This is a genomic window from Intrasporangium sp. (genome assembly GCF_032907665.1).
GTDB lineage: Bacteria > Actinomycetota > Actinomycetes > Actinomycetales > Dermatophilaceae > Intrasporangium.
In genome coordinates this window covers 1617-22680 of record NZ_JAJJPG010000037.1, presented here as the reverse complement: position 1 = coordinate 22680, position 21064 = coordinate 1617, and the positions used below count along the sequence as shown (strand labels likewise).

The window sequence follows — 21064 nt, the reverse complement described above, 5'->3', positions numbered from 1 at the left end:
GATGACCACGGCCCTCGACCGAGCGGGAGGCCCGGGCGCAGACCCACGCCCTGTCCTCGCTCTCGACGACGTCCATGTGCGGTACGGCGGATCCCATGTCCTGCAAGGGATCTCGTTCGAGGTGCCAGCGACGGGGGTGACTGCGCTGCTCGGCCGCAACGGAGTCGGCAAGACGACGACGCTCAAGGCCGTCATCGGCCTCGCGCCACGCGCCGGACGGGTCCTGCTGCGGGGCCGGGAGATCCAGGGCGAGTCGACCCCGCGGATCATCCGCAGCGGGATCGGCTACGTGCCCGAGGACCGCGAGGTCTTCGGGGGGCTCACGGTCGATGAGAACCTGCGCCTCGTCGACCCCGAGCGGGGTGTCGACGCGCCCATCGTCGGCCGGCTCTTCCCCGACCTCGTGGCTCGCGCCAAGCAGCGGGCGGGCACACTCTCGGGGGGTCAGCAGCAGATGGTCTCCCTCGCGCGGGTCCTGCTCCGGGAGACCTCCGTGCTCCTCATCGACGAGCCGACCAAGGGCCTGGCCCCCAAGCTCGTCACCGAGGTGGCCGACGTGCTCGCGGAGGTCGCTCGGCACACCCCCATCCTCCTCGTCGAGCAGAACCTTCCTCTGGTGCGGCGGATCGCCGACACCGTCGTCGTGCTCGACGCCGGGCAGGTCGTGCACAGCGGGCGCGCGGCGGCGCTCGTCGCCGACCCGCAGCTCACCAGGGAGCTGCTCGGGGTCTCGATGCGCAAGGAAGGGGCAGCATGAGCGACCTCGTCCTCATCCTCGTCACCGGGCTCGGGCTCGGGGCCCTCTACTTCCTCGCCGCGAGCGGCCTCAGCATCATCTACGGGCTCATGGGGGTGCTCAACTTCGCGCACGGCGCCTTCATGATGGCGGGGTCGTATGCCGGCTGGCTGACGATGAGCAACCTGCCGTCGGACCTGTCCGTGGCGCTGCGCCTCGTCATCGCCGTCGTCGTCGCCCTCGCCGTCGGCGCCGTCATCGGAGTCGTCGTCGAAGTCGTCCTCATCCGGCCGCTCTACCGTCACCACATCCAGCAGGTCCTCGTCACCGTAGGCTTGTCACTTGCGAGCGTTGCTGCAGCGCAAGGCATCTGGGGGGCAGACCCCAGGACCATCGAGAAGCCCGAGTGGATGGCCAGAACCTCCACCCTCTTCGGGGCGCGACTGCCCAACGACCGCTTCCTGTTCATCGTCGTCGCCCTGGCGGTGTTCCTCGGCCTGCTCGCACTGCTCCACTACACGCGACTGGGACTCGTCATTCGCGCGGGCGTGGAGAACCGCACCATGGTGGAGGCGCTGGGGATCAACGTGCAGCGCACCTTCACGATCGTCTTCGCGCTCGGTGGCGCGGCCGCCGCGCTGGCGGGGCTGCTCTACTCGCAGTACGCCGGGACGGTCTCGCCCGCGCAGGGGGGCTCGCTGCTCATCTACGCCTTCATCGTCGTCGTCATCGGGGGGATGGGCTCACTCGTGGGGACTGCCGTGGCCGCGGTGGCGGTCGGGCTGGTCCAGCAGCTGGCCAACTTCTACGCCGCCAGCGGCGTGGGCGACCTGTCGGTCGTGCTCCTTCTCGCGCTGGTCCTCCTGCTCCGTCCCACGTCCCTGAAGGGAGCCCACGCATGAGGGCCACACCCTGGGCGAAGGCTGTCCCTGCGCTGGTGGTCCTCGCCGTCCTGGCCTATCTCCCCTACGTCCCGGTCGAGCTTCCGGGGATCCTCCCGGGCCGCGTCAACGGGCCGGGCAGCCTGCAGCTGCTCGCGACCTGCCTCGTCATCGCCGGAGTCGCCCTGAGCTATGACGTGCTGTTCGGACGGACCGGACTGCTCAGCTTCGGCCACGCCCTCTTCGTCGCCGCGGGAAGCTATCTGCTGACCATCTCGTTGTCGAACTGGTCACTGCCGCTGCCGCTCGCGATTCTCGTGTCGCTGGGGGTGACGACGCTGCTCGCCCTGGTCGTCGGCGGCATCGCGCTGCGCGTGGGTGGCATCGCCTTCGCCATGGTCACCCTCGCCTTCGCGCAGGCCGCGTCCATCATCGTCATGCGCAACCCGGGCGGGGTGACCGGCGGTGAGGAGGGCAAGTCGCTCGATCGAAGTGCCGTTCCCGAGCTCCTCGTCGGGGTGGCGAACGCCCCCTATCGTTACTGGCTGGCGTTGGGCTTCGTATCCGTCGCCTTCCTCGCCGTGACCATGCTCGTGCGCTCCAGGGCCGGTCACGCCATGGCAGCGGTCCGGGAGAACGAGGCCCGTGCGGCGGTGCTCGGTTTCGACACCTACCGCGTCAAGCTGCTCGCCATCGTCGTCGGGGCCTTCCTCGGCGGACTGGGCGGGATCGTCCACGCCCTCGTCCTTGGCGGGTCGAACCCCCACCTGACGACGACCGAGTTCACCCTGGCGCTGCTCATCATGGTCGTCCTCGGTGGCGCGGGCAGCACGTGGGGTGCGCTGCTCGGCGGCTTCCTCTACCACTACGCCGACGCGCGGCTCGTCGAGCTCAGCGGCGCCGGTTTCCTCGAGGCGCTCCCGGACGGCGTGCAACAGGTCCTGTCCGAGCCGCTCTTCGTCCTCGGGTTGTTCTTCATCATCATCGTGTACTTCGCACCAGCCGGCCTGACGGGACTCGGGGGCCGGCTCATCAGGAGAGGACGAGCGACATGAGCATCGCCCCCGACTTCGTCATCGAGCAGCCGGTCGGCAGCCTTGCCATCCACGACCTCTCGGTGGGTGTCGCCCGGGAGGGTGCACCCGTCGTCCTCGCCGTGCACGGCATCACGGCGAACGGCCTGTCGTGGCGGCGGGTGGCCGACGAGGTCGGTCGCCGGCACGGCCCGGGCGCCGTCCGTTTCCTCGCGCCGGACCTGCGGGGGCGAGGCGGGAGCCGCGGCGTCCCCGGGCCCTACGGTCTCGCCGCGCACGTCGAGGACCTCGCGTCCGTCGCCTCCGTCTTCGGGGCGGCACCACACCTCGTCGGCCACTCGATGGGCGCGTTCGTCTCCGCGCTCGCCCTGGCAACGCATCCGGAGCGGTTCTCCGGAGCGGTGCTCGTCGACGGCGGGCTCGCCTTCCCGGCCCCGGCGGACCTCGACATCGACGCCGCGCTGACCGCGGTGATCGGTCCGGCGATGGAGCGGCTGTCGCTGCGCTTCGACGGCATCGACGCGTACCTCGCCTTCTGGGACGCCCACCCGGCTCTCGGGCCGGCGCTACGAGGCCCCGCTGGCGAGGCGGTCCGGCAGTACCTCACGCACGACCTCGTCCAGCACGACGGTGTCGAGAGGGATGGCGTCGAGAGGGACGGCGCCGGGAGCGGGGACGTCGCGAGGCCCGGGGGAGAGGAGGTCACGCCTGAGCGCACCGGCGGCTGGCACAGCTCTTGCGTGATCGAGGCGGTCCGGGCCGACGGGGCCGATGTGCTCGCCGATCCGCTGACCCACGGCGCCGTGCGCAAGGCCGTCGACCTGGGCAAGCGCGTCGACCTCGTGTGGGCGCGGCGCGGGCTCCTCAACGAGCCCCAGGGGCTCTACGACGAGCAGCGGCTGTCCGCCCTCGACATCCCGGAGGCCGTGCGCGTCACGGGAGTCGATTCCAACCACTACGACGTGATCCTGGAGGACCCAGGCGTGGGGATCGTCGCCGACGCGATCGACCGGCACCTGGAGGCGGTCGGCTGAGCGCCTCCAGAGCCGACCACCCACCCGACGCCGTATGCCGCTGCGACTCCTCCACGTCTCCCGCCTGTCGAGTGCCCGAGGACGTCTCGCGCACGAGCCCGCGCAGACTCGGTCAGTCCCGGCCGAGCAGTCTGCGCAGGCGGAGGGCGAGCTGGAGCTCGAGGGCCTGCTCCGGCTCCTGCCACGTGGGGCCGAGCAGTGCGCCGATCCGCTCCAGGCGCTGGGACACGGTGTTGACGTGGACGTGGAGCCCGGCCGCAGCATGCCTCGGGCTCGATCCTGCCGCGAAGTACGCCTCGAGGGTCCCGACGAGGTCGGTCCCCCTCCTGGCGTCGTAGTCGAGAACCGGCGCGAGGACGCGGCCGACGTACTCGGCGACGTCCGGGTCGGAGCCGACGATGAGCCCGGCGAAGCCGAGCTGGGTCGCGGCTGCCCCGGCACCGCGGTGACCGAGGGCGACGAGTGCTCGGGCCGTCCTGGCGCCCTCCTCGTGTGCGGCAGGGACTCCTTCCACACCGGTGAGGGGTCCCACTCCGGCGACGGTGACGGGTGACCTCCGGCCGAGGCGGGCCGCGACGGACTTGGCGAGTGCGTCCGGTTCCGTCCCGGGGACGAAGCCGACGATGTGTCCGTCGTGTGCTCCGACGAGAGCGCCATCTCCGGTCGCAGTGCTCGCGGACAGGACGAGGGTGCGGCTCGTGGCCCGGTCCTCGCCGCGCATGACGAGCAGGCAGTACTCCGAGAGCGGGTCGAATCCGGCCGCTCTCGCGAGCTGGACCCGCTCTGCCTCGGCGCCGCGGCCGGCGACGAGGTCGGCGACGACCCGGTTGCGCTCGGACTGCCGGGCGTCGGCGGCGTTGCGCTCGAAGAGGAGCACGAGGGCGGTCACCATGCCCGCCCGCTCCACCGTGCGGGAGTCCGGGCTGCTGAGGTCACCGACGCCTCCGAGGAAGAGGGTGCCGAGGTGCTCGTGGGCGGCGGTGATCGTCACGGCATACGTCCCCTCCGCGTGCACGATCCGGCCGGACGCCTCGCGGGCCCTGGCCTGGAGCAGCCGGAGGCCGGAGTTCCCGGCGAGCTCGGGTGCCGGTCCCGTGGCCGAGCGCACGGTGCCGCCCTCGTCGATGAGGACCGCCCAGCCGCCGAGCAGCTCAGCGACCGCGTGGGTGATGCCCTCGACGCCGCCGCCACCGAGGACGAGGCCGGCGAAGCGGTCGTGAGCGGCGGCAGCCTTCTCGACGCCCTCGGCGTACTGCCGCACCGTCTCATGGGCGGCCTGGAGCGCCTGGACGGCGTGCTCGGCGTCCGCGAGGGCCCGCGTCTGGACGAGGGTCACGGCTGCCAGGGTGGCGAGGTTGGTCAGGAGCGCCACCTCCTCACGGGTGAACGGCCGTGCGGAGCGGTTGGCGGCGAAGAGGACGCCAACGAAGTTCGACTCGACGATCAGGGGCGTCCCACAGATGGCGACGATGCCCTCCTCGCCCACGGCGCCGTCGATCGTCCGGGTGTGCTGGAACCGTTCGTCGGACCAGTAGTCGGCTGTCCAGTACGGCTTGCGGGTCGACGCGACGAGGCCCCCGAGCCCGTCGCCGAGAGCGAGTCGAACCGACTGGAAGGCAGCCGAGACGGACCCGGACGTGGCCCGCATGTAGATGTCCTCCGCCTCGGGGTCGTAGAGCGTGAGGTAGGCCAGGTCGGTCTGGAGCAGGTGCCGGGCGCGGCGGACGATCGCCTCGAGAACCTGCGCGGGATCGTGCTCCGTGGCCAGCTCGCGAGCCGTGTCGAGCAGGGCCGCGAGCCCGGCCTCGCGGTGCTGGTGGACATCCCGACTGTGGGCCACACGCAGGGCGAGGTCGCGAGCAACAGGCGGGCCCTCGGCGCCCGCGATCTCGGCGATGGCAGCACCCGACGCCAAGAGCTCGAGCAGATGGATGACCTGCTCGGTCGAGGTGTCCGCTGATGCCGTCACGAGGGCGATCATAGGTTCGGTCTCGCCTTCCGGGAGGGTGGGGCCGGTCAGTGCGCGGTCCAGCCGCCGTCCATGACGAACGACGTTCCGGTCACGGAGGCGGCGGCGGGACCGCACAGGAACATCGCCAGAGCAGCGACCTCGTGGGGCTCGACGAGCCGCTTCACGGCGACGGGGGAGAGCATGATCTTCTCGACGACCTCCTCGGGTGCGATGCCGTGGGTGCGTGCCTGGTCGGCGATCTGCTTCTCGACGAGCGGGGTGCGCACGTAGGCCGGGTTGATGCAGGTGGAGGTGACTCCGTGCGACGCGCCCTCGAGGGCGACGACCTTCGAGAGGCCCTCGAGCCCGTGCTTGGCGGTGACGTAGGCGGACTTGAACGGACTCGCGCGCAGCCCGTGGACGCTCGAGACGTTGATGACGCGACCCCACCCCCGGGAGTACATGTGCGGCAGGCTCTGCCGGATGAGCCGGAACGGCGAGACGAGCATGAGATCGAGGATGAAGTCGAACCGGTCGAGCGGGAAGTCCTCGACCGGGCTCACGTGCTGGACCCCGGCGTTGTTGACGAGGATGTCGACGTCGCTCGGCAGCCCGGCCAACCCGTCCAGGTCGGCCAGGTCCGCGACGATGGGGTTGATCCCCGACTCACGCGACACCTCGGAGAGCCCGGCGTCGTCGAGGTCGACGGCATGGACCTTGGCCCCGGCCCGGGCGAGCGACTGGGCGATGGCGGCCCCGATGCCACTGGCGGCTCCGGTGACGAGGGCGATCCGACCCGTGAGGTCGATGGAATCGTTGGCCGTCGCAGTGTCTGTCGCGGTGTCTGTCGCTGTGCCTGTCGCGGTGCCTGTCGCTGTGCCTGTCGCGGTGCTGGTTGCGACGGCGGTCGCCGGGGACCCGGGGGTGTCTTCGCGAGCGTCATTGCGGGCGTCAGGCATGCGGGAAGACTAGGGACCGGCCCCCGACCCGATCATGTGCGTGCCAGACACAAATCTGCTGGAACGATGTGGTTGCGCCTCACCACCGGACGTCGGTGCACGGTCCCGACGGGGGGCCGTGAGCACCGTGGTGCTCAGATGTCGCGGAAGACCTCGATGGTGGCGCCGAGGGCGTTGAGCCGGTCGGCGAGGTCCTCGTAGCCCCGGTTGATGACGTAGACGTTCCGGAGCACCGACGTGCCCGGTGCGGCGAGCATGGCGAGGAGGATGACGACGGCGGGACGCAGCGCGGGCGGGCAGACGACCTCGGCGGCACGCCACCGGGTCGGGCCCTCGATCATGACCCGGTGGGGGTCGAGCAGCTGGACCCGGCCCCCGACCTTGGTCAGCTCCGTCAGATAGATCGCCCGGTTCTCGTAGACCCAGTCGTGGATCATCGTGCTGCCCTCGGCGACCGCGCCGATGAGGGCGAAGAAGGGCAGGTTGTCGATGTTGAGCCCGGGGAAGGGCATCGGGTGGATCTTGTCGGTGGGGGCCCGGAGCGGGCCGGGGATGGTCGTGAGGTCGACGAGACGGGTCTTGCCGTTGGCCGAGGTGTACTCCGGGCTGAGGTTGTATTTCATCCCCATCTCCTCGAGCGTCGCGAGCTCGATCTCGAGGAACTCGATGGGGGCGCGGCAGATGGTGATGGACGAGTGCGTGACGACCGCGGCGGCGATGAGGCTCATCGCCTCGATGGGGTCCTCGCTGGGTGCGTAGTCGACGTCGACATCGATGTGGGATCGGCCGTGCACGACGAGGGTCGTCGTGCCGATGCCCTCGATCCGGACACCGAGCCGCTCGAGGAAGAAGCACAGGTCCTGGACCATGTAGTTGGGGGAGGCGTTGCGGATGACCGTCGTCCCGTCGTGGCGGGCCGCCGCCATGAGGACGTTCTCGGTCACGGTGTCCCCACGCTCGGTGAGGATGATCGCGCGGGTCGGGTTGACACTGCGGTCCGCGCGCGCTTCGTAGAAGCCATGTGTCGCCGTCACCTGGAGTCCGAAGGCGCGCAGGGCGGACAGGTGGGGCTCGACCGTCCGCGTGCCCAGGTCGCAGCCACCGGCATAGGGCAGCCGGAACTCCGGGTAGTCGTGCAGGAGCGGCCCGAGGAACATGATGACGGTGCGTGTGCGCCGGGCCGCGGCGACGTCGATGTCCTCGAGCTGGAGCCGGCTGGGGGGGATGATCTCCAGGTCGTTGGTGTCCGGCAGCCAGCGCGTCCGCACGCCGATGGAGGCGAGCACCTCGAGGATCCGGTTGACCTCCTCGATCCGGGCGAGGCTGCGCAGGGTCGTGCGTCCGCGGTTGAGCAGGGACGCGCAGAGCAGGGCGACTGCGGCGTTCTTCGACGTCTTGACGTCGATCGAGCCGGACAGCTGCCGGCCGCCGACGATCCGCAGGTGCTGCGGGCCGGAGTGCCCGACGGAGACGAACTCCGAGTCGAGGGCGTCGCCGATCTTCGCGAGCATGTCGAGACTGAGGTTCTGCTTGCCTGCCTCGATCCTCGTGACAGCACCCTGTGACGTCCCCAACAATTCTGCGAGCTCGGACTGGGTCATGCCCTTGTGGCGCCGGGCGTCGCGGATGAGGGCGCCGATACGGGTCAGGTAGCTTTCAGACACGGAGGAAGGCTAACTCATATATGAGTTACCGCAACTTCAGTGCTCGGCGTGCCGACCACATCCTCGCCGAACCCCGTCGGTCCCATCACGACGATCGCAGCGCTCGCCTCCCCTCTGCAGCCATCCCACCGCCAGCGGCCGTCGCTGACGGGGCCAGCGTCCACAGCCTCGGACGGTGCGCACAGGGTCGAAGGTCCCGACATCCGGCGAACCGTGCAGTTCTCGTCGGGAGCAGCTCGTCGGGAGGACGCATGGGCCGTATGCCGCTCAGCCGCTCCCAGCCCCGCGTCTCCTGAGCGCGGGGCCGGGAGCGAGCCCAGCGGCATACGGCCGCATCCCTCCGCCGTCAGGCGGGCAGGGTGGACAGTCCCGGGGGCAGGAAGCGGTGCCCGGTGACCTTCTCCGCGACGCCCGTGCGGTCGAGGAGCGGGGTGATCCCGCCGTTCCAGAACTGGAAGCCGGCGCCGGTGATCATCGCGAGGTCGAGGTCCATCGGCGACTGGGCCACCTCCTCGTCGAGCATCCGTCGGGCCTCGTCCGCCAGGACCGTCAGGACCCGCTCGCGTACCGCGGCCACGTCGAGGACGACCGGCTCGGCGGGCTTCTCGATGAGCTCGGCCACCTCCGGGTCGAGGACCGGCTTGCCCGAGCTGAGGTCGTAGAACCCCGGCTTCTTCGCCGCGACGATCCGCTGGAGCGTCGGGGAGGCGTAGAAGCGGTCCGGGAAGGCGCGCACGAGCGTCTCGCCGTTGTGCAGCGCAATGGCCGGCCCGACGAGCCCGATGAGGACGAATGGCGGCATCGGGGCGAGCCCGGCGAACGCCCGGTCGACGACCTCGATCGGCGTCCCCTCGTCGAGGATCCGGGTCGCCTCGCCCATGAACCGTCCGAGCAGGCGGTTGACGATGAAGGACGGGCTGTCCGAGGCGCGGATGCACGTCTTCTTCAGGTCTCGGCCCACCGCGAAGGCCGTGGCCAGCGTGGCGTCGTCGGTCTTCTCGCCCGGGATGATCTCGAGGAGGGGCATGACCGCCACGGGGTTGAAGAAGTGGAAGCCGACGACCCGCTCAGGGTGCTCGAGTCGGCTGGCCATCTCGGTGATCGACAGGCTCGAGGTGTTCGTCGCCAGGACGCACTCCGGTGACACGAGGGCCTCCACCTCGGCGAAGACCTGCTGCTTGACCGACATCTCCTCGAAGACGGCCTCGATGACGAAGTCGGCGTCGGCGAAGCCGTCCTTGCCCGTGGAACCGGTGACGAGCGCCTTGTAGCGGTTCAGGCGATCGGGGCCGAGCCGGCCCTTGCCGGCCAGCTTGTCCAGCTCGGCGTGGACGTAGCCGACGCCCTTGGCCACCCGCTCGTCGTCGATGTCCGTGAGGACGACCGGCACCTGGAGCCGCTGGATGAAGAGCAGAGCCAGCTGGCTCGCCATGAGGCCGGCGCCGACGATGCCGACCTTGCTCACGGGGCGCGCCAGCTTCCTGTCCGGTGCTCCTGCGGGACGCTTGGCCCGCTTCTGGACCAGCTCGAAGGCGTAGAGACCGGCGCGCAGCTCGTCACTCATGATGAGGTCACCCAGGGCCTCGTCCTCCGCGGCGAAGCCGTCGTCCCGCGAGGCCGTGCGGGCTGCCGCGACGAGTTCGAGGGCGACATACGGGGACCTGGCCTGGCGGCCGGTCTTGACGTCGGCCAGGCCTTTGGCCGTGGCGATCGCTCCGGCCCAGAGGCTCTCGTCGCGGTCGACCGCCGCACGCTCCACGGTGACCGCGCCGGTGAGGACGTCGGCTGCCCAGGCGATGGAGCGTTCGAGGAACTCGGCCGGCTCGAAGAGGGCGTCGGCCAGGCCGAGCCGGAAGGCCTCGGGACCCTTGAGCATCCGGTTCTGCGACAGCGGGTTCTCGATGATCACCGTGAGGGCGTTCTCGACCCCGACGAGGTTGGGCAGCAGCCAGCAGCCACCCCATCCGGGCACCAGGCCGAGGAACACCTCAGGCAGAGCCACGGCCGGAACTCCGGCGCTGATCGTCCGGTACTGGGCCGAGAGGGCGAGCTCCACACCGCCGCCCATGGCGGCGCCGTTGACGAACGCGAAGGTCGGCACCGGCAGGTCGGAGAAGGCGGCGAACGCCGCGTGACCAGCGCGAGCCACCTCCACGGCCTGACTGCGATCGGTGATGAGGGGGACGCCGGTGAGGTCGGCGCCGACGGCGAAGATGAACGGCTTGCCGGTCACCGCGACGGCGGCGACCTCACCGGCCTCGGCGCGGGCCCGTAGTGCGTCCATCGCGGCGTGCAGCTCCGCAATGGATTTCGCGCCGAAGGTGTTGGGCTTGGTGTGGTCGTGGCCGTTGTCCAGCGTGACGAGCGCCAGCGTCCCCGCCCCGCCGGGCATTGCGACGTCGCGGACGAGGCTGTGCGTGACGACTTCGTCGCCGGAGCCCACGGAAGCTGGAGCCGCGGCGGTCTGCGTGGTGGCGGTCACTTGTCGTCCTCCTTGGCGGCCGCGGCGACGGACGTGGTGTGGTCGCTCCGGTAGTCGGCGTGGTGTGGGTTCTCCCAGATGACGGTGCCGCCCATGCCGAGACCGATGCACATCGCCGTGAGCCCGTAGCGGACGTCGGGGTGCTCCTCGAACTGGCGGGCGAGCTGGTTCATGAGGCGCACGCCGGAGCTGGCCAGCGGGTGACCCACGGCGATGGCCCCGCCGTACTCGTTGACGCGGGGGTCGTCGTCGGCCATGCCGAAGTGGTCGAGGAAGGCGAGGACCTGGACGGCGAACGCCTCGTTGAGCTCGAAGAGGCCGATGTCCTCGATCGTGAGACCCGCCTTGGCGAGGGCCCGCTCGGTCGCAGGAACCGGTCCGACGCCCATGACCTCCGGCTCGACGCCGGCGAACGCATAGGCGACGAGGCGCATCCGGACCGGTAGGCCGAGCTCGGCGGCGGCCGACTCGGAGGCGATGATGCAGGCCGTGGCCCCGTCGTTGAGGCCGGCAGCGTTGCCGGCGGTGATGTTGCCGTGCGGCCGGAAGGGCGTCTTGAGGGCCGCGAGGTCCTCGAGGGTCGTCCCGGGTCGTGGGGGCTCGTCGGCCGTCGCGAGGCCCCAGCCCAGCTCGGAGTGCCGGACGGCAACGGGGACGAGATCAGGCTGGATCTTGCCGTTGGCGTAGGCCTTGGCCAGCTTCTCCTGGCTGGCCACGGCGAACGCGTCCGCGCGCTGCTTCGTCAGCCTGGGGAAGCGGTCGTGGAGGTTCTCGGCGGTCTTGCCCATGACGAGGGCGTCGGGGTCGACGAGCTTCTCGGCGAGGATGCGTGGGTTGGGGTCGACGCTCTCGCCCATCGGGTGGCGCCCCATGTGCTCCACGCCGCCGGCGATGGCGACGTCCATGGCGCCGAAGGCGATCGAGCTCGCCGTGGTCGTCACCGCTGTCATCGCGCCGGCGCACATCCGGTCGATCGAGTAGCCCGGGGTCGTCGTGGGCAGGCCGGACAGCAGAGCAGCGGTGCGCCCGAGGGTCAGGCCCTGGTCGCCGATCTGCGTCGTGGCCGCGATGGCGACCTCCTCGACGCGGTCCTTGGGCAGGGAGGGGTTGCGAGCCAACAGTTCGCGGATGCAGCGGATGACGAGGTCGTCGGCACGGGTCTGGGCGTAGACGCCCTTCTCACCCGCCTTGCCGAACGGCGTTCGGACGCCGTCGACGAAGACGACCTCATTGAGCTGGCGGGGCACGGTGCCTCCTAGGGGCAGGGAACGTTCCCCACGATCCTACTGCCCAGTAACTTCGGGCCGAAGATACCGGGCGGGTGACAGTTCTCACGAGACCCGCGTCGCTGTGGTGGGAGCGCCGGTGCGGGCTCGACGCGAGCGGTGCCGCATGGGGACTGGCAGGCTGTCTGCATGATCCTGCCCAAGGTCCGCGACCCGCGCATGATCACGATCCGTCGTGGCGGACTGCTCCGCGATGCCGACCACCAGCTCCTGGCGCTGTGGGCCGCCGCGTGTGCCGAGCATGTCCTGAATCTGTTCGAGGCGGAGCAGCAGTCGGATACCCGTCCTCGGGACGCGATCGATGCGGCGCGCGCCTGGGCCGCCGGCGAGATGACGATGATGGACGCGCGAGCCCGAGGCGGCCACGCGATGGGTGCCGCCCGGCCGCTGCGAGGAGCTGCCCGGTTCGCCGCCTACGCCGCCGGCCAAGCGGCCTGCGTGGGACATGTCCCCGAGCACGATCTGGGTGCCGCCGCCTACGCGATCAAGGCCGCTCAGGCAGCGGATCCGAGCAACGTCCACGCGCGGCGGCGTGAGCGTGACTGGCAGCGCAGCCAGTTGCCCGAACAGATAAGAGCACTCGTCCTCGAGGATGAGGTTCGTCGAAACTCCATCTGCTGGTCTGTCTTCGAGGACTGAGACACCGACGGCCACAGGGCGCGTCCATGCGCCGCGTGTCGCCTCCTCGGCCTTGGGTCGAGGGTCCGGGACTACAGGAAGTCGGCGGGGTCGAAGTCGTCGATGGGGATGATCCGCACCCGCGGCAGCCGTTCCTTGAACGCTTGGACCTCGTACTCGAGGTCGAAGGTGAACAGGCCGTCGGCGGTGAGTGGCAAGAACGCGTTGCTGCGAAACTCCTGGAACCCGACGACACCCACCCGCCGGCCATCGAGAAGATCTCGGACCTGGTCCACGAAGTCCCCGTCGTTGCTGACGAGGAGCACGTCCGCGTGTCGGCGCCGAATCTCGACCAGCGTCCTCTGGATGGCGATGTCGACCACCTTTTCGCCGACGGCCCCGGAGAGCGGGACGGGTCGATAGCCAATGGCCACCAGAGCCTGGATGAAGGGCATGGGAAGCTCGTTGTTCGCCGCGAGGAAGAAGAGCCCGGTGGCTGGCTGCTCCCAGAGCTCCTGCGCGAACTGCAGCAGCCGCTCCCACCGGGGGCGCTCTTCAGGTCGCGGTCGCCGGCCGAGAATGGAGGTGCCGAGAGTAGCGTCGATGTTCTCCCCGTCAACCAGGACGTACGTAGTGCGAGGATCTTCACCCATGAGAGGGAGCCTACGGCCGCCAGTTGGCGACGGTGACCCCGACATGGAGGCTCGAGTGTCGTCATCCTTCCTGGCACCGACCGCAATGTGAAAGCACCAGCTGAGGAGCGCCGCGGATGTCACTCACACGGATTCACAACCTGTCCATCTCGCTCGATGGGTTCGCCACTGGCGAGCCGCAGTCCGCCGAGGCGCCGTTCGGCCATGCGGGCGAGCGTCTCCACGAGTGGATGTTCACCACTCGGTTCTGGGACGCGGGCGGAACGGCCGGAGTCGACGACGCCTTTGCTCAGCGCCACGGCTACGGCATCGGCGCCGAGATCATGGGCGCCAACAAGTTCGGCCCGCCCGGCTGGCGGGATGACCCGGACTGGAAGGGTTGGTGGGGTCCGAACCCCCCGTTTCACACCCCGACCTTCGTGCTCACGCACCATCCGCGACCGTCGATGGAGATGGAGGGTGGCACCACGTTCCACTTCCTCGACGCCGCCCCGGCCGAGGCGCTCGAGATTGCTCGGGAGGCAGCCGATGGCCTGGACGTGCGAATCGGGGGCGGCCCGACCGTCGTACGGGACTTCCTCGCCGCGGCGCTCGTCGACCACATGCATCTGGTCCAGGTCCCGATCGTGCTCGGTCACGGCGTACGCATCTGGGACGGTCTCGAGGCACTCGAGGAAACCTACGACATTGAGGCGGCCTCGTCGCCCAGCGGCGTCACGCACCTCACCTTCACGCGAAAGGCAGGCTCGGGAACGTAGACGCCTGAACGGCATCGGCTGCGCAGACGTGCGCGCCTTACCGGTCGCGGGGTCGACGGCCAGCACTGGGGCGGACACGAAACCTCTGGAGCGCCCGAGGTCGCCGAGTCCGGCGCTCAGTCCGGGGCGACAGCCGCTCCTGGCCCGGGCAGGACCTCGATGTCGGTGACGTGCAGCGTGGAGGCGCACTCGGAGCAGTGCAGCTCCGCCTCGCAGAGTTGTCCGCAGCCCCGGTGACGATGGAGGACGGGCGGTCCCTCGTCGCCGGCCAGCCACCGATCACCCCAGCGCCGCATGACCAGCAGCACGTCACACAGCTCGATTCCCTTCTGGAGCAGGGCGTACTCGTAGCGGGGGGGACGGTCTGAGTACTGCCGCCGCTCCAGCACGCCGTTCTCGACGAGCCATCCGAGCCGCTGGGTCAGCACCTTGGGGGAGATCCCGAGGTCGGCGCGGATCTGCTCGAAGCGAGTCAGCCCGACCCATACGTCGCGCAGAATGAGCGGCGTCCACGGCTCCCCGAACACGTCGAGCGTGCGGGCGATCGAGCACTGCATCCCCGCGAACTGGGTCCGTTGCATGTGCGCAGCCTAGGGGAGACCCTTCCCTCAATGAATGAACGCTGTTAGCCTCCCTGATCTGTACCTTCCCTGAAGGAAGTGCCAAGGAGAGGGGAGAGCAGTGGCGGACAGGATCCCCACCAGCGCGGTGAACATCATTGACACCTGGGACGGCAACGTCCTCATCCGCGGCGAACCGAACGACGTGATGCCCTGGGACGACGTCCGCGACCGCATCGCCAGGGCCGGTGACTACTGGGCGTCGACGGTGCGGGCCAATCGTTCACCGCATGTCCGTCCCGTGTTCGCGGTGTGGGTCGACGGTCTGCTGGTCTCGACCACCAACGGCACCCGCGCCAAGGCCCGCCACCTTGCGTCGAACCCGCTCGTCTCGTTCGCCACCCGCGTCGACGGCGTCGATGTCATCGTCGAGGGACGGGCCGAGTTCGTCACCGACGAGAGGCTGCTGGCGCGGATCGCAGACGCGTACCAACGGAAGTACGGCTGGCCACTGGTCATCCGCGACGGGGCCTACCACGCCCCCTTCGCCGCCCCGGTGGCCGGTCCGCCGCCCTACCGTCCATACGCCGTGACGCCCGAAATCGTCTATGCGATGGGCATCACCGACGAACTCGCGCCCAGGAGCACGAAGTATCGCTTCTGACCGCGCGTCGACCCACAAGCCCCCCGCCCCTTCCACGATAACGCTGAGAGGGGGACTTGCGGCAAGGCCCCAGTCGTGCCCCAGACTCTCCGGTCGTGCCAAGGGAATCGAGGGTTGAGATGAATGACGTGACGGTCGTCGGAGCAGGTCCGACTGGCCTGATGGTGGCGGGAGAGCTGGCGTTGGCGGGGGTGGATGTCGCGGTCCTGGAGCGGCGTCCGACCCCGGACCTCCTCGGCACGAGGGCCCGCGGTTTCCACGCGCGAACGATCGAGATCTTCGACCAGCGCGGGATCGCCGACCGTTTCCTCGCAGAGGGGCGGGCCATCCGGGGGATGAGCTTCGCCGGCACCGCGCTCGAGGTGGACCTGCTCCCCTCGCGTCATCCGTACACGCTGGGCTTGTCGCAGAGTGAGATCGAACGGATCCTGCGCGGCTGGGTCGAGGAGCTGGGGGTGCCGATCCACTGCGGACTCGAGGTCACCGGCTTCGGCGAGGACGACGCGGGCATCGAGGTACACCTCGCCGGTGGCGATCGGCGAAGGACCGCCTACCTCGTCGGGGCCGACGGTGGTCGAAGCGTCATCCGCAGGGCAGCCGACATCGAGTTCGTCGGAACGGACGCGAGCCGCAGCCACCTCATCGCGGAGGTCGAGGTGACCGAGGAGGTACCCACCGGCATCCGACAGGACGACGTCGGGATCCATGGGATCAACGTCATGGAGGACGGGCAGACGGTGGGCATCGTCGTGACTGAGCAGCAGGTGGGTTCCGCCGCCGATCCCACGCTCACGGACCTCAGCGCGGCGCTGACCGCCGTGTACGGCACGGACTTCGGGATCCACGCTCCGTCATGGATATCGAGGTTCACCGATGCCACCAGGCAGGCGGCCGCCTACCGTCGCGGGCGGGTGCTGCTCGCCGGGGACGCCGCGCACACCCATCCACCCACCGGAGGGCAGGGGATCGGTCTGGGCGTGCAGGATGCGGTCAATCTCGGCTGGAAGCTCGCCCAGGTCGTCCAGGGCGTGTCGCCCGAGGCTCTCCTGGACACGTACCACGCTGAACGCCACCCCGCCACGGCTCGCGTCCTGACGAATGTGATGGCGCAGGCCCTGCTCCAACGAGGCGACGCGCGAACCCTGGCGATCCGCGACACGTTCGCCGAGATCCTCGGCTTCGAGGGACCACGCGCTCACCTCGCCGGGCTGCTGTCCGGGCTCGACGTCGCCTATGACCTCGGCGCGGGACACCCGTTGCTCGGACGTCGCATGCCCGACCTCGACCTGACCACAGCCCACGGGCGGCGGCGCGTCTTCGAGCTGCTTCACGAGGCCCGGCCGGTGCTGCTCAACCTCGGTGAGCCAGGGAGCATCGACATCTCCCCGTGGGCGGCCCGGGTCCGCGTCGTCGACGCTGAGGTTGTCGACGCTGAGGTTGTCGACGTGGGGCAGGCCGGCGCGTGGGTGCTCCCCGTGGTCGGATCCGTCCCTGCTCCTGCCGCCGTGCTGATCCGGCCCGACGGTCATGTGGCGTGGGTGGGCGATGGGACACCGGCGGGGCTCAGCGACGCCTTGACGACGTGGTTCGGGCCGCCCGTGACCAATGGCGCCGCCTGACCGTCCTGTCGTCGCTGCATTCTCGACCATGATGTGCAGCGGTTGCGTCCGCGTTCGTGCGTGGGGACGCGCGCGTGAAACGCGTGTGAAAAGCAGTTCAGCCAGCGGCTCGTCGTCGGCCACCATCTGGATGTGGACTACATCGGCCGGACACCGGCACCGCCGCTCGACCGGTTCATCGACGACATCTACTGTCTGACCGGGGTTCCGCGCCACCGGACACTGAACGTGCCTCCGATGCCGTCAGCGCACCTGATGATCAACGTCGGCAGACCCATTCGTCTGCTCGACCCCGACCCCGCTGTGCCGCCGGCGATGTTCACGGACGGCTGGTTCATGGGTGTGTGGACCAGGCGCTTCGTGATCGAGTACCCGAGGGCCGTGCGCGTCGCCGGAGTGCACTTCAAGCCCTGGGGGCTGTCGTCCTTCATCGACCTGCCGATGAGCGAGCTGCGGGACCGCTGGCTGCCGATCGACGCGGTGTGGCCAGGGTCCTCGGACCGGCTGCTCCATCAGGTCGCCGCCGCGACCTCGACCGAGGAGACCCTGCGCGTCTTGGAGGATGAACTGCGATCACGGCTCGCCCCAGCACCGAAACGCGGTCTCGAGCTGGTCAGGCTCACCGCTGGTCGCTTGGAGGCCGCTTGGGGTGGGGTCTCGATCGGGGCACTGACCGAGAGTGTCGGAGTCAGCGGCAACCATCTGGCCACCCAGTTCACGTCCCACCTGGGCGTCACCCCGAAGCGGGTCGCCCGTATCTACCGCTTCGCCCGGGTCATCCTCGCCGTCGACCCCGTGCACCCGGTCGACTGGGCTCAGCTCGCCCATGCCGCGGGCTACTTCGACCAGGCGCACTTCAGCAAGGAGTTCAAGGACTTCACGGGCCAGACCCCGACCGGATACCTCGCCCTTCGCCGCCGGTTCCCGGCCATCACGGGCTTCCCACCCGATCAAGGTCCGATGCCACTGGATTGATTTCTTACAAGCCAGGGGTCCTCGGCAAGGACAGGATCGCGGTGAACCGTGAGAGCAAAGGAGAACCCATGGGCACGGTGATCATGCACAGTGTGGTGTCGGTCGATGGCTTCATCGCCGACGACAAGGACGACGTCGGGCCACTGCACGAGTGGTACTTCAACGGGGACACGCCCATCACCGAGGGCGGGAGTGAGGGATACGACCACTCCGGCTCGGGAGCCGGGTTCACCGTCTCGAGCGCCTCGGCCGCGTACGTCCGCCCGCTGTGGGAGGCGATCGGCACCATCGTGATGGGCCGGCACCTGTTCGACCTGGTCAACGGGTGGGAGGGTGTCCCCCCCGCCGGCGAGCACGTCGTCGTGGTCTCGCACCGACCAAAGCCCGACGGCTGGCACCCGGAGGCGTCCTACCACTTCGTCGAGGAGGTCACCGCTGCCATCGCCGTCGCCCAGGACCTGGCGGGTGACCGCGTCGTCAGTGTGAACGCGGGGGACGTCGGTGGCCAGATCCTCGCGGCGGGACTCCTGGACGAGGTGGCGATGGACATGGTGCCGGTGGTCTTCGGGTCGGGCAAGCGCTACTTCGGCAGCATCGAAGGCCAGCACCTGCTCGAGGACCCCCACGTCGTCATCCAGGGCGAGCGGGTGCTCCACCTCCGGTTCAGGGTGCGCCGGTAGCGATGACGGACGCCGACCTCGTCGCCCATGCGTGGGCCTTGTTGGAGACGAACCGCTACCTGACCTTGGCCACGGCTGATCCGGATGGGCGACCGTGGGCCTCCCCGGTCTACTTCGCGCCCGCGGAGCCGTGGGACTTCTACTGGGTCTCCGCAACGAGTGCACGGCACTCCCGCAACCTCGCCCAGCGCCCGCAGACCAGCCTCACCGTCTTCGACTCGACGGTCGAGCCGTACCACGGCCGCGCCGTGTACGCAGCCGGCGAGGCCCATGTGCTGTCCGGCGCGGACCTCGACCGGGGACTCGGCAGCTACCCCGGACCGAGCCGTCGGGGCGCCACCCCGGTCACCCGAGAGGACGTCACAGGCTCATCGCAGTACCGCCTCTACCGGGTCACGGCGACTCACGTGTGGGTGCTCTGCCCGCGCGGGCCTCGGCAGCCTTGCTCGCTGCACGGACTCGCTCACGACCACCGGGTCCGGGTCGCCTAGCGACGCTTGACCAGGGCCCCGCCGAGGATCACACACACCCACTGCGGCACGAGATCGAGCCGTCGTGGGCATGGGAGCCGGCCCAGCGGCATACGAGAACCACCGAGCGGTCCGGGGGCCTCCACGGGTCGCCCGGGTCACGCGAGGGGGTGCTCCGCGCAGGCGCGCGCGATGAGCGGGGCCGCGAGCGTCGTCTGCCACGTGCGCGCTCCCATCTCCGTGAGCGCCTTGGCGACGTCGGTCGTCGTCGGGGCGGCAGGGCCTTCCCAGAGATAGCGGCGGAGCAGGTCCGGGGTGAGGACGTTCTCGACCGGGATCGCCAGCTCCTCCGACAGGCCTCCCAGCAGCTCCCGCGCCCGGGACAGGCGTGCTGCCGCCACGGGGTCGCGCTCGGCCCAGGTGCGTGGCGGCGGGGGGCCGGCGGACGGCAGGGACAGCGGAGGCAGCTCGTCCTCGGGGAGGTCGAGAGCGCGGGCGATTCCGTCGAGGAGCGCCTGCTCGTGCCGCCGGATCGAGCGTGCGACTCGTGGGTCGGACGAGCCGAGGCTCCGGGGGACCCGCTCGACACGCTGGTGGGCGATGGCGATCTCGGCGATCGCAGCATCGGGGACGATCCGACCCGGTGCGACGTCTCGCTGCCGCGCGAGCTCGTCCCGCCAGAGCCAGAGCTCGCGGACGATGCCGATGCCTCGACGTGCCCGGATGCGGTGGATGCCGGACGTGCGCCGCCACGGGTCCGTCCGCGGCTCGGGACCGGTGAAGGACAGGAGCGAGGCGAACTCCTCGGTGGCCCAACCGGTCTTGCCCTGCTTCTCGAGGTCGGCGTGCACCGCCTCCCTGAGATCGACGAGCACTTCGACGTCGAGCGCGGCGTAGCGCAGCCAGGGCTCCGGTAGGGGCCGGGACGACCAGTCGACAGCCGAGTGCTCCTTCGCCAGCCGTAGGCCGAGGTAGTGCTCGACCATGGCCCCGAGCCCCACCCTCGCTAGCCCGGCGAGGCGACCCGCGAGCTCGGTGTCGAAGAGAACCCGTGGCCGCAGCCCGACCTCTGCCAGACACACGAGGTCCTGGGTGGCGGCGTGAAGGACCCATTCGGCAGCTCCGATGGCCTCGTCGAGGGGCGACAGGTCGGGCACGGCGATGGGATCGACGAGGAACGTGCCCGCGCCCTCTCGTCGAACCTGCACGAGGTAGGCCCGCTGCCCGTAGCGGTAGCCAGAGGCCCGCTCGGCGTCCATCCCTACGGGACCGGACCCGGCGACCACTGCCTCGGCGGCACGGAGCAGTGCGCGCTCGTCGGTGATGACGTCAGGCACTCCCTCTCTGGGCATCGTGAGCGGAACGAGGGCCCCGTCCCGAGCCTCGTCGGAGGTGGTCGGCTCAGCACTCACCGGCGCTGCCCGGGCAGCGGCACGACCCCGTCGGGCAGCGGCGGGATCCCCGCGATGGTGCACAGCAGGTCGGCCCAGGCGCGCAGGTGCTCGGTCAACGTGCCCCCGGCCGGGGTCCACGACGCCCGGATCTCCATCTCGACGCTGGCCCCCCGGTCGGACAGGCCACCGAAGGTCTCACTGACGACCCGGGTCACCGTGCCCGCCTCGGCGGTCCAGCCGAGCCCACGACCAGTGAGCGAGTCGGTCAGCCACGACCAGCCCACGGCGCCGAGCATCGGGTCGCCGGCCAGCTCGGGCTCGAGCTCGGCCCGGGCGAAGGTGACCACGCGCCAGGTCCCGTTCCACGTGTCGGGACCCGCCGGGTCGTGCAGCAGGACGAACCGTCCCGTGGCGAGCTCCCCCTCGGCGTCGGCCGGGTCGATGACGTCGGCGGTCAACGCGGCGGCGTAGGGGGCGATCCTCGTGGGGGCGGGCACCTCGGTCAGCCGCACGTCAGAGCGCACCCGGACGTCACGGAGGGCAGTGAGCACCTTCGCGAAGTCCGCGCCGTGGTTGCCCGGCAACGTTCTCGTGTGCACCCGTCGAGGGTATGCCGCTGCGTGAGTTTTGTCCGTAGGGCGCGCCG

The 21064-nt window shown here is 70.1% G+C and carries 20 protein-coding genes; 11 read left to right on the top strand and 9 right to left on the bottom strand.

Annotation, left to right across the window (positions count from 1 at the left end; all coding sequences use genetic code 11):
* The first annotated feature begins 1 nt into the window (after nucleotide 1).
* The 4 genes from LOY02_RS07910 to LOY02_RS07895 are packed head-to-tail and all read left to right on the top strand — an operon-like array spanning nucleotide 2 to nucleotide 3685.
* Nucleotides 2-757, top strand: a complete 756-nt coding sequence (locus tag LOY02_RS07910; protein WP_317181805.1) for an ABC transporter ATP-binding protein — start codon at nucleotides 2-4, stop codon at nucleotides 755-757.
* Nucleotides 754-1638, top strand: a complete 885-nt coding sequence (locus LOY02_RS07905) for a branched-chain amino acid ABC transporter permease (RefSeq protein WP_317181798.1) — start codon at nucleotides 754-756, stop codon at nucleotides 1636-1638. Before LOY02_RS07910 ends, LOY02_RS07905 begins: the two co-directional genes overlap by 4 nt.
* Nucleotides 1635-2672 (top strand): branched-chain amino acid ABC transporter permease, encoded by a 1038-nt coding sequence (locus LOY02_RS07900; RefSeq protein WP_317181797.1) that lies wholly within the window; start codon nucleotides 1635-1637, stop codon nucleotides 2670-2672. Before LOY02_RS07905 ends, LOY02_RS07900 begins: the two co-directional genes overlap by 4 nt.
* Nucleotides 2669-3685, top strand: coding sequence for an alpha/beta fold hydrolase (locus LOY02_RS07895; protein ID WP_317181796.1), 1017 nt, complete (start codon nucleotides 2669-2671; stop codon nucleotides 3683-3685). Before LOY02_RS07900 ends, LOY02_RS07895 begins: the two co-directional genes overlap by 4 nt.
* A gap of 112 nt (nucleotides 3686-3797) precedes the next feature.
* On the opposite strand, the gene LOY02_RS07890 is transcribed toward LOY02_RS07895, so the two are convergent.
* The 5 genes from LOY02_RS07890 to LOY02_RS07870 form a co-directional block, all read right to left on the bottom strand.
* The gene (locus LOY02_RS07890) at nucleotides 3798-5654 is read right to left on the bottom strand and encodes a helix-turn-helix domain-containing protein (protein ID WP_317181795.1); all 1857 of its coding nucleotides are present in this window, start codon (nucleotides 5652-5654) and stop codon (nucleotides 3798-3800) included.
* A gap of 47 nt (nucleotides 5655-5701) precedes the next feature.
* The gene (locus LOY02_RS07885; RefSeq protein ID WP_317181794.1) at nucleotides 5702-6595 is read right to left on the bottom strand and encodes a 3-hydroxybutyrate dehydrogenase; all 894 of its coding nucleotides are present in this window, start codon (nucleotides 6593-6595) and stop codon (nucleotides 5702-5704) included.
* A gap of 134 nt (nucleotides 6596-6729) precedes the next feature.
* Nucleotides 6730-8259 (bottom strand): UDP-N-acetylglucosamine 1-carboxyvinyltransferase, encoded by a 1530-nt coding sequence (locus LOY02_RS07880; protein ID WP_317181793.1) that lies wholly within the window; start codon nucleotides 8257-8259, stop codon nucleotides 6730-6732.
* A gap of 346 nt (nucleotides 8260-8605) precedes the next feature.
* A complete protein-coding gene (locus LOY02_RS07875) occupies nucleotides 8606-10741 on the bottom strand; it encodes a 3-hydroxyacyl-CoA dehydrogenase NAD-binding domain-containing protein (RefSeq protein ID WP_317181792.1) in 2136 nt (711 codons plus the stop codon).
* The gene (locus tag LOY02_RS07870; protein ID WP_317181791.1) at nucleotides 10738-11988 is read right to left on the bottom strand and encodes a thiolase family protein; all 1251 of its coding nucleotides are present in this window, start codon (nucleotides 11986-11988) and stop codon (nucleotides 10738-10740) included. Before LOY02_RS07870 ends, LOY02_RS07875 begins: the two co-directional genes overlap by 4 nt.
* 168 nt (nucleotides 11989-12156) lie before the next feature.
* On the opposite strand from LOY02_RS07870, the gene LOY02_RS07865 reads away from it, so the two are divergent.
* Entirely contained in the window at nucleotides 12157-12666 is a 510-nt protein-coding gene (locus LOY02_RS07865; RefSeq protein ID WP_317181790.1) for a putative immunity protein, read from the top strand.
* Between the two features lie 71 nt (nucleotides 12667-12737).
* Here LOY02_RS07865 and LOY02_RS07860 read toward each other — a convergent pair whose 3' ends face one another.
* The gene (locus LOY02_RS07860; RefSeq protein ID WP_317181789.1) at nucleotides 12738-13298 is read right to left on the bottom strand and encodes an NYN domain-containing protein; all 561 of its coding nucleotides are present in this window, start codon (nucleotides 13296-13298) and stop codon (nucleotides 12738-12740) included.
* 116 nt (nucleotides 13299-13414) lie between these two features.
* Here LOY02_RS07860 and LOY02_RS07855 point away from each other — a divergent pair, with 116 nt between their 5' ends.
* Nucleotides 13415-14056: a dihydrofolate reductase family protein gene (locus LOY02_RS07855; RefSeq protein ID WP_317181788.1), complete on the top strand. Its 642-nt coding sequence runs from the start codon at nucleotides 13415-13417 to the stop codon at nucleotides 14054-14056.
* A gap of 116 nt (nucleotides 14057-14172) precedes the next feature.
* Here LOY02_RS07855 and LOY02_RS07850 read toward each other — a convergent pair whose 3' ends face one another.
* A complete protein-coding gene (locus tag LOY02_RS07850; protein WP_317181787.1) occupies nucleotides 14173-14637 on the bottom strand; it encodes a helix-turn-helix domain-containing protein in 465 nt (154 codons plus the stop codon).
* 127 nt (nucleotides 14638-14764) lie between these two features.
* On the opposite strand from LOY02_RS07850, the gene LOY02_RS07845 reads away from it, so the two are divergent.
* The 5 genes from LOY02_RS07845 to LOY02_RS07825 all read left to right on the top strand — a co-directional run bounded on the left by LOY02_RS07845 (nucleotide 14765) and on the right by LOY02_RS07825 (nucleotide 19045).
* Nucleotides 14765-15280, top strand: coding sequence for a pyridoxamine 5'-phosphate oxidase family protein (locus LOY02_RS07845; RefSeq protein ID WP_317181786.1), 516 nt, complete (start codon nucleotides 14765-14767; stop codon nucleotides 15278-15280).
* Between the two features lie 119 nt (nucleotides 15281-15399).
* Nucleotides 15400-16899: an FAD-dependent monooxygenase gene (locus tag LOY02_RS07840; protein WP_317181785.1), complete on the top strand. Its 1500-nt coding sequence runs from the start codon at nucleotides 15400-15402 to the stop codon at nucleotides 16897-16899.
* Nucleotides 16900-17031: 132 nt separating this feature from the next.
* A complete protein-coding gene (locus tag LOY02_RS07835) occupies nucleotides 17032-17874 on the top strand; it encodes a helix-turn-helix domain-containing protein (RefSeq protein ID WP_317181784.1) in 843 nt (280 codons plus the stop codon).
* 68 nt (nucleotides 17875-17942) lie between these two features.
* Entirely contained in the window at nucleotides 17943-18554 is a 612-nt protein-coding gene (locus tag LOY02_RS07830) for a dihydrofolate reductase family protein (protein ID WP_317181783.1), read from the top strand.
* Nucleotides 18555-18556: 2 nt separating this feature from the next.
* The gene (locus tag LOY02_RS07825) at nucleotides 18557-19045 is read left to right on the top strand and encodes a pyridoxamine 5'-phosphate oxidase family protein (protein ID WP_317181782.1); all 489 of its coding nucleotides are present in this window, start codon (nucleotides 18557-18559) and stop codon (nucleotides 19043-19045) included.
* Between the two features lie 137 nt (nucleotides 19046-19182).
* On the opposite strand, the gene LOY02_RS07820 is transcribed toward LOY02_RS07825, so the two are convergent.
* Nucleotides 19183-20436, bottom strand: coding sequence for an HRDC domain-containing protein (locus LOY02_RS07820; RefSeq protein WP_317181781.1), 1254 nt, complete (start codon nucleotides 20434-20436; stop codon nucleotides 19183-19185).
* Nucleotides 20433-21017: a DUF3000 domain-containing protein gene (locus LOY02_RS07815; protein ID WP_317181780.1), complete on the bottom strand. Its 585-nt coding sequence runs from the start codon at nucleotides 21015-21017 to the stop codon at nucleotides 20433-20435. The genes LOY02_RS07820 and LOY02_RS07815 overlap by 4 nt, the downstream gene beginning before the upstream one ends.
* Nucleotides 21018-21064: the final 47 nt, after the last annotated feature.

Excerpts from the sequence above, each read along its gene's own strand:
- LOY02_RS07830 (WP_317181783.1), top strand. The coding sequence starts at position 17,943 with ATGGGCACGGTGATCATGCACAGTGTGGTGTCGGTCGATGGCTTCATC.
- LOY02_RS07860 (WP_317181789.1), bottom strand. The coding sequence starts at position 13,298 with ATGGGTGAAGATCCTCGCACTACGTACGTCCTGGTTGACGGGGAGAAC.
- LOY02_RS07910 (WP_317181805.1), top strand. The coding sequence starts at position 2 with ATGACCACGGCCCTCGACCGAGCGGGAGGCCCGGGCGCAGACCCACGC.
- LOY02_RS07885 (WP_317181794.1), bottom strand. The coding sequence starts at position 6,595 with ATGCCTGACGCCCGCAATGACGCTCGCGAAGACACCCCCGGGTCCCCG.
- LOY02_RS07825 (WP_317181782.1), top strand. The coding sequence starts at position 18,557 with ATGACGGACGCCGACCTCGTCGCCCATGCGTGGGCCTTGTTGGAGACG.
- LOY02_RS07850 (WP_317181787.1), bottom strand. The coding sequence starts at position 14,637 with ATGCAACGGACCCAGTTCGCGGGGATGCAGTGCTCGATCGCCCGCACG.
- LOY02_RS07905 (WP_317181798.1), top strand. The coding sequence starts at position 754 with ATGAGCGACCTCGTCCTCATCCTCGTCACCGGGCTCGGGCTCGGGGCC.
- LOY02_RS07895 (WP_317181796.1), top strand. The coding sequence starts at position 2,669 with ATGAGCATCGCCCCCGACTTCGTCATCGAGCAGCCGGTCGGCAGCCTT.
- LOY02_RS07865 (WP_317181790.1), top strand. The coding sequence starts at position 12,157 with ATGATCCTGCCCAAGGTCCGCGACCCGCGCATGATCACGATCCGTCGT.
- LOY02_RS07840 (WP_317181785.1), top strand. The coding sequence starts at position 15,400 with ATGAATGACGTGACGGTCGTCGGAGCAGGTCCGACTGGCCTGATGGTG.
- LOY02_RS07855 (WP_317181788.1), top strand. The coding sequence starts at position 13,415 with ATGTCACTCACACGGATTCACAACCTGTCCATCTCGCTCGATGGGTTC.
- LOY02_RS07900 (WP_317181797.1), top strand. The coding sequence starts at position 1,635 with ATGAGGGCCACACCCTGGGCGAAGGCTGTCCCTGCGCTGGTGGTCCTC.